We start from the raw sequence: 12,395 nt of genomic DNA, 5'->3' as shown, positions 1-12,395 counted from the left end.
GGGATAACTTTTTGATGTAACAGGCGGATTGCATCAAAAATTAAGATTCTAAATCTAGAACACGTTTGAATTTCATGACTTCAATAAAGAGTTCGTTATTCACATTCTCAAGAGAAAGATTTAATATCTCCTCAAAATCTGCTTTCCTTTCCGAATCAACTAACCATTCATCAAGTTCAACGTCTTTTAAACCGGGAGGAAAATCCTCAAAATCACTCCACCATTTATTCATAGCTTGTAGCAACCAACCATATTTACTTGGGTTCTCCGACACTTTACTATCAATTGCAATAAAAATACATCTTAAGGCCCCTCCTAGGAGAGCATCTTGAATATACTGTGTATTATTTTGATAACGTATTGCACTATGAGCCATTAAAAATCACCTTCTTTACTCTAAATAAATGATCTTTACTCTTGAGTTTTTTAATGACCATAATTGATCCGCAACGAAACGAAATGTTCCCTGAGACTCACTTTATTAGTTGAATTATATTTTCCGGATTTTTATAACACCAATTGTTATCGTACGGCATACCGGTAACAATATCTAAGTTCTCTAAAGTATAAAACCATTCTTCTTCAACCCATATTTTTGCTGAGGGATAGATCTTAAGAATTGCATGGGAAAATCGTAATAATAGGTCTTCATTTTCATAAAAATCGTCAGATACTATTGCTTTAAAATACTCATTACTCGTATCATCCCATTTAAAACTAACTATTTGATATTCATACGGTTCATCATAAACGCTAAAGCTGAGTGTTCTTGAAAAATTCTCCCTAAATGGTTTATCACTTATGTAGACTCGAGTATATTTTAGTTTCCCTTCACCATTGTATGTTTCTTCATCACTATCAAAGAAAAGATTCTCCTGTATACATATATCACTAATTTTCCTCAATAATTCATTTGCTGGAATACTCTCTCCACTTTTAAATACTAAAAAGGATGACATCCCCATTACTTTAAAACTCCTCCTAACTCTTCGAGCAAGCATTTCAATGTGTACAATAATTCAGGAAATCTTCATACAAGTATTATAAGGGTTATATGTGATGTTCGTTGGATGATGGATTCATTCGGCACTGGGTAGCCCCACCTATAAAGGAAACCTTAGAAGGCTTGTAGCCAATCAAGGTTTCATCCAATACAATACTGAAAGGCTACATTACATATCCTTATAGGCTAAGTGAGCCCCGACAGCCTCATCTAAACTCATTGCTTTTTCTAAATCATCATCTACAAGTATTAGTAAAGGACCTTCTATACTATGCCCTTCAGAAGTTCTAACCTCAAAAGTAGCGGCCCAATATTGAGGAGAAATATTGGAGACTTCTACACCAAGTAGAACTAATTTGAAGTTTTCATTCTTATCTTTATTTACATATTCAAGCGCTAGTTGTTCTGCTCTTTCTCTCAATAACTTCATTAACGAACACCTCCATATTGTGTAATGTACCAGTTAGCTGTAGTTGCTCAGCTTCATTTAACAGGTTCCATTTTTTTTGGGTATAGTTCGTAAGAATCCAGAATTATACAAAGTGCTACACATGTTATATGCGTTACAGATTGAATTATGATTCATTCAGCACTAGTGCCCTCCCATGAATATGATCGGAAGTAACCACCTTTATAACACTAGGATTGATCCGCCTTCAAATCTAAGATGTATTCTACCCTTGATTTAACAGAATCGCTTGTTCCCCTGATTTTACACTCATTTTTATTATAAAAATTCAAGCTTAATATGCGTTCAACCATTTTCACAAAATCTTCATACGAGCATTTCATAAGTTAAGTGTAATAGAATAGATCTTCGATTCGTCATTCTAATTTGAATCTCTTTCTGATATTTTTTAAACATTCCATAACTTCTTCTTTTTGATCTGGATTTCTTGTAACATACTCCATGCTGTATTTCTCTATATAAGGATAAAATTCCGATTCTTTCATAATTACCTCTTCATTTGTTATGTCATAACTTATTGAAACATTATTCTCACCTATATAATATTCATCATCTGTCGTATAATAGGCAGACAACGCACATCCTATTACCTCAGATCCGCAAATGTTATCTCCAGACTCATATTGAAATTCACTTAACATTCTAAAAGGTTCTCGCGTATTTGTATCAAAGAAACCCATTGATAAAAATAACTGATGAATAATCCACTCTTTCCTTTCCGTATCTTTAACCTGTATATTTTCATTCATCACATACTCCTCCTCTATCAGAAAACCGGATAAATTGAATTTATTTTCCCATCCACAATTAACCATTCAAATTTCAACCCATTTAAAGCAACTCCACGATTTACTCCTTCTACCATTGAAGTACCTGCTTTTTCTACTCCATTCACTGCTTCTTGGCTCCATCTTACTATTTCCTCATTAGTAATAGGTGGACCATAAACTGTTTTGGGACGTTGAACCGCTTTGTAAACTACAACTCCATCATTATCTAATTTAAGTTTTGTTCCTCCATTCACATAATCTGTTTCTAATGAAGGTATACGATACTTAATCTCAAATAACCCTTCTATTTGAGGATGTGGCTTGGGATCGCCGATAATAAAATCTGATCGATTCAAGCCATAACTTGCCGCCTCTTCATCTATTATTTTATAGAAACTATCCAAATTATGTGCACCTTTCACACTTGGTTTACCTTTTCTACCAATACCATGTCCATCAACCAAATGTTCCATTAACTCTGTATTATCACTATTAACTGTGGTTGAAAGGGCATTACCATTGCTCGGCCCCTCAGCCTTCCTCGGCGTTCCCCCTCCATCTCCACCCGAATCATGTTTCACCCCATCATTACCTTTTGGTCCAACCTCATATTTAACAGATGGTATCAATACATCTTTCGGTTTCATAAGAGGTACTGTCACTCCGGCAACAATTCCTGCTGCTCCAATCATATTAGCAACATGTTCTGTAGACCAAGCATTTGTAGGAAGTATGGCTTCCCTAATGGTTCCATGTACTCCAAAGGTCATGCCATTCGCGAAGTCATTCCGGGAATCAAAAAGCTTATCGGCTCTTTCAACATAACCTTGGTAAGCACCTTTGGGTATACCAGCTGTCCAATAATCTAAAAAGCTCCACACCGAAGAATACCGTTTATCATATCTCTCATTAGAAGCAGCCATGATTCCGTTTCCTAATTCTTTCACGCTGTCCCAAGCCTCTTCATACCACTCCTTGGGTTCCTCTTTGCCGCCTACCAGAGCAAGATGCAATAGGTCTTCATCTACTAATTTAAATCTATGAGCAATAGCTTTTAATTCCTCACTAATGGATCTCATATGTTCAATCGTCTTGGTCATATCGCTGCGGGCTTTTTTATAATTTTCAAAAAAATTCTGCCGCGTCGTTCCCTCCCACATCAGCATGGTATCCATTTGATGGTCCAGTGAACTTATTCTCCATTCCATTTGCAGAGACTCTAAACGGAACTTCTCAGCGACTTGCATCAACACCTCGGGTGGAACCAGAATTTTGGACATATATATCACTCCATTATTTGCTAAACAGATTATACCCAATTGCAAATAAATGGAAAACATTCCAAGGTCCTGAATTTATTGATTTTGGTCATTATTAAGATTGTAAGATTCGTTAATATGATTGTTTAATTGAGATACTCGTGCGTACTTATGTAAGCATCATTCAAATCACACTTTTTTCCGAAACAAAAACATCGCAGTAAAAAACAGAATGGTAAGAACAGCACATAAGCCGATTGAATAAGGCATAATTTGAATTCCTTTGTCAGACAGGTTACGAATCCATAGAACTCCTGTTACACCCAATATCGGAATGAATACAACTAAAACGTATGCGATCCTGTTGTTCATAAGCAGTACATCCCCTTGTTAGTTATAAAATAGAATCATCAGCGCTTACCTTTCATCCAATTATATCCATAAAATGGACGATTGCATTCCTTATTTGAAGCTATGTAGCTAAGCTCCGGAAGCGACGAATGAACTACCACTCCAATACAAAAAAAGCTAGTGCTTACACACTAGCTCTTCCGCTATAATTCTACTCTACCGCAACAAAATGATACATCAGGCTGCTGAAATCATGAGTTGTCAGCGGCAGCTGGATACCCGCATACATGAGCTCATCGCCACCATAAATCTCCTCTGTTCCAACTAATCTGTATTGTGTCTTCGGACTCAAACCTCTCAGCTTCACACGGGTCAACCGCGGATTCGGTTCGGCAAGCACACGGAAGAATCCAAATAACGCTTCTTGACGATCCTGTGAGGCGAACATCCATGAAGTCTCGTTTCCGCTACCTTCAAATGGGCTGATCAGACGATACATCTCTCCATTCTGAACTAATCCGATCACTTCTTTATAATTCGTAGTCTGTTCTCGAATGATATGCTTCTCTTCTTCTGGGAGCTTCGTCAGATCAAGCTCATAGCCTAGGTTCCCTGACATCGCAACATGCCCACGCATTTCTAACGAGGTCACGCGTCCAACCTGATGATTCGGTACAGCAGATACGTGAGCACCCATACTACTTACCGGATAAACAAGACTTGTGCCATACTGGATCTTTAAGCGTTCCACCGCATCTGTATCATCACTTGTCCACGTCTGTGGCATATAGAAAAGAATACCTGGATCAAAACGTCCGCCACCACCTGAGCAGCTCTCGAACAGAATATGCGGAAACTGAGAAGTAATGCGTTCCATCACGCTATATACACCCAGAATATAACGGTGACAAGCTTCGCGCTGGCGACTCGCAGGCAAACTCGTCGTACCAATCTCGGTCATATTGCGATTCATATCCCATTTTACATACGTAATAGGGGCGCTAGACAGCACCTTCGAGACCGCTTCCACAATCGCATCGCACACATCTTGTCTAGTAAAATCAAGAACCAACTGATTTCTTGCCTGTGTCCTTCTGCGACCTGGAACGTGCAAGCACCAATCCGGATGAGCTCGATATAGCTCGCTGTCTGGCGAGATCATCTCAGGTTCAAACCACAAGCCGAACTGTAGTCCTTGAGCCTTCACACGTCCAGCAACTTCCTCAAGACCGCCTTCAAGCTTATCCGCGTTAACGAACCAATCCCCTAATGAACTGCGGTCGTCATTTCTTTTGCCAAACCAACCATCATCTAGAACCAGCAGCTCGATCCCAAGCTCTCCCGCTGAACTCGCCAAAGCTTCAATCTTATCTGCATTAAAATCAAAATATGTCGCTTCCCAGTTGTTGACTAACACAGGGCGAACCTGATCACGGAACTCACCACGGCATAGACGAGTTCGATACAATCGATGATACGTCCGTGACATTTCTCCCAAGCCTTCACCTGAATACACCATAACAACCTCTGGCGTCTGGAAAGAGGCTCCAGCATCAAGCTGCCATTCAAAATCAAACGGGTTTATTCCCATGGAGACACGTGCTGTATGAAATTGATCAACCTCTACCTGAGCCAGGAAATTGCTGCTGTACACCAAGCTGAATCCATAAACATCACCATATTCTTCATTAGCCCCTTTGGACATTAGAGCAATGAACGGATTCTGCTGATGGCTGCTTGAGCCTCTGCGACTCTCTACAGACTGTACTCCGGTCGCAAGCGAATGACGCTCCATATGTCTTTCTCTAGCCCAAGCTCCAGGCAAACGGATCATATCATAATCCGCATGTGGGAAATCCACACTCATACTCATCGCTTGCATAAGCTTCATCTGATCAGCACTATGGTTCACAAATCGGACGGATCTCGTTATGGCATCATGCTCTGCAAAGACGGTATAGCTCATGACAACGCTGATTCCAGTAGCTTGATCCTCAAGCTCTATTTCAAGCGACATCGCTTCATCTGCTGATTCTACATAAGTCGCTGGGAGTCCATCCAGAACTGGCTTTCCATTTGTAATACGATGCGACTTATATTGAAGCTCGGAGGCTGTTGAACCATTCGCGAATTGAATCTGATAAGCAGGATGTCTAAAGTCTCCGCAGCCATAACCAGAATACTCTTGCGGCAGCCAGTCAGTTGAGAGTGTATGATCCTGAGCATCCGGATTCGGATGAAAAGAGCAGCGTGCAGGGTAAGTTAATCGATTATGTTCACCAAGCTTCTCTACATTGCGTCCCCAATATAGGTGAGCCAGATATCCGCCTTTAACCACTTGCATGATATAGCTTGTGTGTTTCGTCTGTAGATGAAAGACTTGGTCTTTCTCATCATATCTAATATTCATAGGGAATCCTCCATTTATGTACTTATTTTTTTTCGATATTCCGATGGTGAGCATCCTTCATAATCATAAAAACATTTGGCAAAATGTCTTGTGCTATAATAGCCAACATTCTCCATGACCTGCTGAACTTGCAAGATCCGATCCGCTAGCATCCTTTTAAATGTAAGCGCTATAGTTATAATAACAAAGACAGTTTTGGTGCGATACATCCATTATGACTAATATAGGGATCTTTTTGAGATGTGTTAGGGCAATGATGATGATTATTTTCTTCGTATTCGTACCAGTTGTAGAAGCTTTCTTGTTGTTCTTTCCTGCAGATCTCGGCTTCTTACGCCTTTTTCTGGTCCAAGCTGCTCCCATAAGTTCTCCTACTAAAACGGATAATTTTATAATTCCTGGGCTTCATTGGGGTTAATTTAGACAACAAAAAGAGGGGACTCCCCCTCTTTTATTTAAATAAAATATTTACGCTCAGATACTCGTAGACTAGAAAAATATTAACTTATAATTAGCAAATCTCAGTTCTACTATCGATCCACACTCATGACTTAATGACTCTTATTCTTCTGTTCTTTACGTTCAAAGTGATGATGCAGCCTATATAGGCAAATTCCCTTCGTCCAGCGATATAAAATAGAACGATGGCTAGGCTCAGGATCAAATCTTAGACTAAACATACCATCCTCAAACCGAGTCATACTTCCTTTAGCCGAACCCCATTTTGTCATCGGCATTCGCTCAATAAGCTGACTAACTCCAGTCTCATTATATTCCCAGAGACGTTTAGAATCCTTATCTGAAAAGTCGATTCTTCTCCGATATTCCTTTTCCATAAGATATCCGTGAAAGAATGGTGCTACTTCCAGTGGCGTAACCGGATCCGTCCAATGCTCTTCTCCGCGTTGGGGTCTAACAATACTTCCAACAAATTTATTTTATTCATCCTATCAACTATCTCAAAATAAGTTCTAAGGTACTCTCTATATCAACTTTCTCCTGCCCAATCTCCACTAGACAAGTATCATCGTCAGTCGCAGGTTCAAATCCGATTCTGATTTTTGGAATGTTGAATTTATCTTTTAGGACTACAAGAGATTCTAATAATTTTTGGGCTTTCTGCCTTACATCAGAACTCTTGCCCTCGTAAAGTTCATTCTCTGAAAAATTAATTGTAATATCCCCAAATTCTTTATCGAAAGAAAATATTATCATCACATCTTTTAAGCTACATCCTATTTCCATTTGGCTCAGAAACACATTCCCCGTTCCTATCGGTGATAGTACTTCCCAGAGACTTTTGATTTGATGAAATTCAATATCTGTTCCACTATTGTTGTCAAAAAAATGAGAGGACCTAATTTCTGACGAGTTTATTTTAAGTTCACCAGAAACTAACTTGTCTAACTCATCTTTTCGGAAGTCCTCTAGTATAATTTCAAGGTTTTCCAAACTTTCCACTCCTTTTATTGGTCAATAAAGCCTTTAAATGTCCCATCTTGATTAAGTCTTACTCCCCGACCATCAGGCAATTTCTTTTCTAGGAAAGTAATCCCCCTATCATTTGTTACCTTAACAAAATCTCCAGGAGCATCAATAACATCCTCCAAATGCCTCTGTGCTGTCTGATTTATTTGTTCTGATCCACCTTTAACTTTGCCCCAAATATCAGGATTTCTTCCAGCATGTTTTTGTAGAGCATGACCTACAACCGTCTCTCCACCTTTTTTTGCTTGTGTTGCTGAATTAATAATAGTATCTCGATTGATACCATTACCCATCCCCACAAGCCCATCCTTCTTACCGCCATCCAAATCGTTATGAGGCTTGAGATTCGGTCCCTTTTTTATGCCAGCTCTGTGAAGTGCAGCGCCTCCTAAGATCATTGCTGCCTGCTGGCCTATATAACTGGACGTGCCCATTTCATTCATTCTGGCTTGCTCTGCTTCGACCTGCTCATTAAAATTCTCTCGGGTATCACCAACATCGAAAGCCATTTTGGCTCCCCACACAGTTGTATCCACAACTTCTTCCAAAGTCCCGATTGTGGCATTATAAGCCATTCCGCCCACTGTGCCAACAGGGTCTTCAACCAATGCATCTACCATGTCGCCCACTGAATCTGCCATCATCTTACCACCTGATTTCAAACCGCCCCAGAACTCATTCAGCTCATCTTGCCAAGTTTTATCTTTGTTCGCTCCCTGATCGGCGCCCGCAATTTCAATTGGTGCTGCACATCTCGGATCCAGCCCACCATCCTCATTATCTACCTGCATAAATCTGTAGGCTATATTTTTTAATTCTTGGCTCGTAACCTGTAGGTGGTTGATCGTCAGCTTCATGTCCTCCCTGGTCCGCTGAAAATCCTCGAAAAACCGTTGGCGCGTTGTTCCATCCCACAACAGCATGAGCATCGATATCTAGTTGTTTAATGAATCTTTACTTGCTTCTAAATGATTGGATGCTCGATCGAATTGATCCGCTACGGCTAGCAGCACATTCGGTGGGACAAGTATTCTAGACATATGTTCCACCTCTCCACTCTTTGTTAACTACTTATTTTACATAATTTCAAATAAGTGGAAAAGGTGCTTTTGTACTTTTTGTGAAAGGTTGTAACAGTTAAATAGAGCCAGTAATTTTGCGTATTTACGCTAAGAGGTGTGGAATCTGCTTGATTCCCTTCGCAGTTCACTTCCACATCTCAAAAATGAAATAAGGAGAGGGTGCTTTCCCCTCTCCTATAGATAAACTTAAAGTCACTTGACTAAAGTATCACATAAACACCTATGTGAAGATGAAATAATAGTGGTTCACTAAGCATCCAATCTCCATGCTGTCTTCAACAATTGAATTAATTTATTCTGCCGTGAGAATAACACATCCGGAGTCCATTCCGTCTCTTGTATAACTTGGGAAGTTAGAGCAAATGAGCTGACTCCATTACTAGATTGGAAGTAAGACATTTTCTTTTTCTTGAAGTCATAATTTCTAGCCTGAGAGTTTTTAGCACGTGTAAGCAATACCAGATTGCCTAACTTGTGAACATATTGTTCAGGATTCTTAAAATGCTTTAACCACTCACTATCTGATTTAGGAGTCTGCGGCAACACATGTTCAACTGTAATAACGGAGTGGTCATAATAAGGCTGTCCATTTGTCAAAAGAGAATCTAAGCGAAGTAGAAGATACCGTCTGGCTGTATCTTTTAAATCAGAATAAACATCGCCTTGTAGTTTCTCCAGAACTTCCTTTTTGTCTACATCTATAACTTCCAGCGAAGATTCATGGGAATACAAATCTTTTCCTTGTTCCATCTCTCTTAAGACCTGTGAATACTTTGACATCCTCCAGTTGAAGTTTTTTCTTAAAATCATGGCTACTCCCGCTAATACTTCTAATCGAGATAAAAACTTTATTAAAGTTGTATGATCGTATTGATAATTTTTCATAAAATACATCGTAGGTGGAATCCAATCATTATTATCAATCCGATTAAGTAAACTGAGTATCTTCACAATCTCAGGATCATTATAGTAGGCTCGATAATTCGTGATTTTTTGAAATACATCAGCATACGGAATTAAATATTCGTCAATAAATTTACACCCGCTGATTTTTGAAAAAATCTCATTGTATTCTTCTTTATAATTAGCACTGCCTTTACGTTTCTGGACAATCATTCGAATATGATCAAACAATTTATTGAAATGATCTCTTCCTAGAGAAACCTCTATATCTTCCCATTTCTGAGTATATGCCTCTCTCTCATTATCCTCTATATCACCAATGACCTTCGCCTTAAAAATATCACTCGTCATAAGATCAAGCCCTCGGTCATTAAGCACGGTAAAGATACGAAATGCAGAATCAAAATTAGGAGTAGAAACGATAACGAGATAACACAATGTTGCAATAACACTTGGTAGACTATTGATCGTTTCTTCATTTAATTCATTTAACTTCTCAATAAAGAATAAAGCATTATCTCTTATCGCTTTCTGGCTATCTGTCTTTACCGATGTTTCAGAAGTAAGTTTAGATGTAGAGCCGTTGATTTGAATGTGATTTTTAAAAAATTCATTATCAATCTTCCGAAGTTGTAAACGATACATATCGGACTTGTTTAATATTCGATTACCCTTTTGGAGTATCATCGCTTCGATATTAGCAGCGTATTCTCCCCCTAATGTGTCGCGCAACACGGCAAGCAAAATAGTTAGCGTCGTGAGCCTTTGTTGACCATCTAATACTTCTGACTCCGGTTTGTCTTGCTTTACCAGAACAATACTGCCTAAGAAGTAGGGTTCTTGCTTTTGATTCACATTGGTATCCGTAATCCCATTCTCTTCAATGAACTGCAACAAATCATCCAGCAGCTCCCCTGCTTGATCTGTCGTCCAGGAGTATGGCCGCTGAACAGCAGGAATTGTAAACAAATAATCATCCGAAAAAACCTTATGTAGCGGCATTTCTTGTGCAGATAGAGTAGTCATGTATATATTGCTCCTTTATAGAGTAGATTATGGGGTGTTAGAGATCGGGTTCGTTCATATTTATCTAGTACTATAATCCTAATTTTACAATAGAATGTGTAAATGGAATAGCCCAAGCTAATTCTCAGAAGAGTTCGTACTGAGGAGCTTGAAGCGAGGAGAAAATCATTGAGATCGTCCTTTATTAAATTAAATTAGACAACGAAAAAGAGGGGCTATTGGCCCCTCTTTGCTATTTCCTCTGCTTTCACTATTTTGCCACAGAACCCAACTATTATTCTTCGATTACGTACACTTTCGGTATAAATATAATACTAAAAGACCCATTCTGTAGCATCACCATTTATTAACTGGTTAGCCCTTGTTTGCAACACATCAGAGGACTAACATGGGAGATTATAAATTAAAGCAGCTGCGCTTCTTGTTCTAAACGTAAGTCTTCTTCGAGCATAGCTTCTAGGACTGTTTGAAAAAGTTCATAGCGTGGATCTCCCAGCATACGAGATAACTTAGATCTATATGTGATATCAATAGGTTCAGCGTACAATTTATATCTAATGAAAGTATCCTTGTCCATATTATATGTTTGCAAATTAGGTATGACTCTTTCGCGAATATGGGTATAAATATTGAACCCCCCGAGATCAATATCACCCCAAAAGAATGATACGAAATCAGATCGGTTATGAGTGGCTGCGTTGTAAATCTGCATCAGCAATCTTCTCTTATATGCTCCTGGGAATCCTCCAACATAGACAACCACCTCATTAGTCTTTTTGTGTTTTTTGATATACTCCAAATAGACAGCTTTATTTTCGATAATGAGTAATTGATCAGCTTTCACTTCTAAGATTTGCCCTGTACGAATCATTTGCTTATTCAAGCCAATTCCAAATTGAAAGGGACTTAAATCGATTCGGATCCCATTTAGTTCATATACCAAATTCCCCGTAACCTGAGGCTCTTCATTGGATGTTTCGATCCCTAATTCTTCGAGGACATGCACATCAATTTCCCAATCAAAGATTTGACCGCTATATTTCTTATATAAGGATATAATTCGATTACGTAATTGCTGCTCAAAAATTTTGCTATCACCCAAATATTTTTTGCTAAATAGCCTTTCAGGTAAGGTTTCCTCACCTTTATCTTTTAATCCAACTAAAGCCTTTTCAAGTAAGTTGAGCAGTGATAATTCTTGAGCAACACTAGGCAGGTCTTGATTATACAGCTTTGTTAAACAATCTTGAGCAAACAATTGCATCCAAGTCCCTTCCAGCTTGGATTCCAGCTGTTCAAACCAAATGATTCTTTCTTCGATAATTGTATTCATCTTCGGTCGCCCCAACCATTCGCACACCTGATCAGAATAATCAATGTTCAAATAAACTTTTTTGATGATTTGATTCACGTAGAGCCATTCGATAGAAATAAAGTTCATTCCAGCTGCTGTAATCATATCATGGTTGATGACATCTCTTTGATTCCGGAGTCCATCGTGGAAGTATTCAGGAAAATTGGATTCTGTAAAGTCGTATTTAATTCTCCGATTAATCTTTGCACTACCCTTGCGATGGGAACTGTTATTATATTTATCTATTAATTCATTTAGGATTTTTGTAGCGTAGTTCATA

13 protein-coding genes are annotated in these 12,395 nt (G+C 38.8%); all 13 read right to left on the bottom strand.

Going from position 1 to position 12,395, the window contains the following annotated elements:
• Nucleotides 1-40: 40 nt before the first annotated feature.
• Complete coding sequence (locus ACFQV5_RS01605) at nucleotides 41-376, bottom strand: hypothetical protein (RefSeq protein WP_379242939.1); 336 nt, start codon at nucleotides 374-376, stop codon at nucleotides 41-43.
• Nucleotides 377-473: 97 nt separating this feature from the next.
• The gene (locus ACFQV5_RS01600; protein WP_379242937.1) at nucleotides 474-965 is read right to left on the bottom strand and encodes a hypothetical protein; all 492 of its coding nucleotides are present in this window, start codon (nucleotides 963-965) and stop codon (nucleotides 474-476) included.
• Between the two features lie 207 nt (nucleotides 966-1,172).
• Nucleotides 1,173-1,433: a hypothetical protein gene (locus ACFQV5_RS01595; protein WP_379242935.1), complete on the bottom strand. Its 261-nt coding sequence runs from the start codon at nucleotides 1,431-1,433 to the stop codon at nucleotides 1,173-1,175.
• Nucleotides 1,434-1,828: 395 nt separating this feature from the next.
• Nucleotides 1,829-2,221, bottom strand: a complete 393-nt coding sequence (cdiI, locus tag ACFQV5_RS01590) for a ribonuclease toxin immunity protein CdiI (RefSeq protein ID WP_379242930.1) — start codon at nucleotides 2,219-2,221, stop codon at nucleotides 1,829-1,831.
• A 17-nt stretch (nucleotides 2,222-2,238) separates the two neighbouring features.
• A complete protein-coding gene (locus ACFQV5_RS01585) occupies nucleotides 2,239-3,522 on the bottom strand; it encodes a WXG100 family type VII secretion target (protein ID WP_379242928.1) in 1,284 nt (427 codons plus the stop codon).
• A 168-nt stretch (nucleotides 3,523-3,690) separates the two neighbouring features.
• Nucleotides 3,691-3,873: a hypothetical protein gene (locus ACFQV5_RS01580; RefSeq protein ID WP_379242926.1), complete on the bottom strand. Its 183-nt coding sequence runs from the start codon at nucleotides 3,871-3,873 to the stop codon at nucleotides 3,691-3,693.
• Between the two features lie 190 nt (nucleotides 3,874-4,063).
• Nucleotides 4,064-6,262 (bottom strand): alpha-galactosidase, encoded by a 2,199-nt coding sequence (locus tag ACFQV5_RS01575; protein WP_379242924.1) that lies wholly within the window; start codon nucleotides 6,260-6,262, stop codon nucleotides 4,064-4,066.
• 14 nt (nucleotides 6,263-6,276) lie between these two features.
• Nucleotides 6,277-6,414, bottom strand: coding sequence for a helix-turn-helix domain-containing protein (locus ACFQV5_RS01570; RefSeq protein WP_379243145.1), 138 nt, complete (start codon nucleotides 6,412-6,414; stop codon nucleotides 6,277-6,279).
• A gap of 399 nt (nucleotides 6,415-6,813) precedes the next feature.
• Complete coding sequence (locus ACFQV5_RS01565; protein ID WP_379242922.1) at nucleotides 6,814-7,098, bottom strand: hypothetical protein; 285 nt, start codon at nucleotides 7,096-7,098, stop codon at nucleotides 6,814-6,816.
• A gap of 118 nt (nucleotides 7,099-7,216) precedes the next feature.
• A complete protein-coding gene (locus ACFQV5_RS01560) occupies nucleotides 7,217-7,723 on the bottom strand; it encodes a hypothetical protein (RefSeq protein ID WP_379242920.1) in 507 nt (168 codons plus the stop codon).
• A 5-nt stretch (nucleotides 7,724-7,728) separates the two neighbouring features.
• Nucleotides 7,729-8,673, bottom strand: coding sequence for a WXG100 family type VII secretion target (locus ACFQV5_RS01555; RefSeq protein WP_379242918.1), 945 nt, complete (start codon nucleotides 8,671-8,673; stop codon nucleotides 7,729-7,731).
• Nucleotides 8,674-9,081: 408 nt separating this feature from the next.
• Nucleotides 9,082-10,761, bottom strand: coding sequence for a DUF262 domain-containing protein (locus ACFQV5_RS01550; RefSeq protein WP_379242916.1), 1,680 nt, complete (start codon nucleotides 10,759-10,761; stop codon nucleotides 9,082-9,084).
• A 403-nt stretch (nucleotides 10,762-11,164) separates the two neighbouring features.
• Entirely contained in the window at nucleotides 11,165-12,394 is a 1,230-nt protein-coding gene (locus tag ACFQV5_RS01545) for a Wadjet anti-phage system protein JetD domain-containing protein (RefSeq protein WP_379242914.1), read from the bottom strand.
• Nucleotide 12,395 lies beyond the last annotated feature (1 nt).

Origin of the sequence: Paenibacillus sp. GCM10028914 (assembly GCF_042666275.1) — a bacterium.
GTDB lineage: Bacteria > Bacillota > Bacilli > Paenibacillales > Paenibacillaceae > Paenibacillus_AQ.
The sequence above is the reverse complement of the archived record's forward strand: the minus strand, read 5'-3'. Positions and strand labels throughout refer to the sequence as shown.

Coding starts and splice junctions, on each gene's coding strand:
- ACFQV5_RS01605 (WP_379242939.1), bottom strand. CDS start 376: ATGGCTCATAGTGCAATACGTTATCAAAATAATACACAGTATATTCAA.
- ACFQV5_RS01600 (WP_379242937.1), bottom strand. CDS start 965: ATGGGGATGTCATCCTTTTTAGTATTTAAAAGTGGAGAGAGTATTCCA.
- ACFQV5_RS01595 (WP_379242935.1), bottom strand. CDS start 1,433: ATGAAGTTATTGAGAGAAAGAGCAGAACAACTAGCGCTTGAATATGTA.
- cdiI (WP_379242930.1), bottom strand. CDS start 2,221: ATGAATGAAAATATACAGGTTAAAGATACGGAAAGGAAAGAGTGGATT.
- ACFQV5_RS01585 (WP_379242928.1), bottom strand. CDS start 3,522: ATGTCCAAAATTCTGGTTCCACCCGAGGTGTTGATGCAAGTCGCTGAG.
- ACFQV5_RS01580 (WP_379242926.1), bottom strand. CDS start 3,873: ATGAACAACAGGATCGCATACGTTTTAGTTGTATTCATTCCGATATTG.
- ACFQV5_RS01575 (WP_379242924.1), bottom strand. CDS start 6,262: ATGAATATTAGATATGATGAGAAAGACCAAGTCTTTCATCTACAGACG.
- ACFQV5_RS01570 (WP_379243145.1), bottom strand. CDS start 6,414: ATGCTAGCGGATCGGATCTTGCAAGTTCAGCAGGTCATGGAGAATGTT.
- ACFQV5_RS01565 (WP_379242922.1), bottom strand. CDS start 7,098: ATGGAAAAGGAATATCGGAGAAGAATCGACTTTTCAGATAAGGATTCT.
- ACFQV5_RS01555 (WP_379242918.1), bottom strand. CDS start 8,673: ATGCTGTTGTGGGATGGAACAACGCGCCAACGGTTTTTCGAGGATTTT.
- ACFQV5_RS01550 (WP_379242916.1), bottom strand. CDS start 10,761: ATGACTACTCTATCTGCACAAGAAATGCCGCTACATAAGGTTTTTTCG.
- ACFQV5_RS01545 (WP_379242914.1), bottom strand. CDS start 12,394: ATGAACTACGCTACAAAAATCCTAAATGAATTAATAGATAAATATAAT.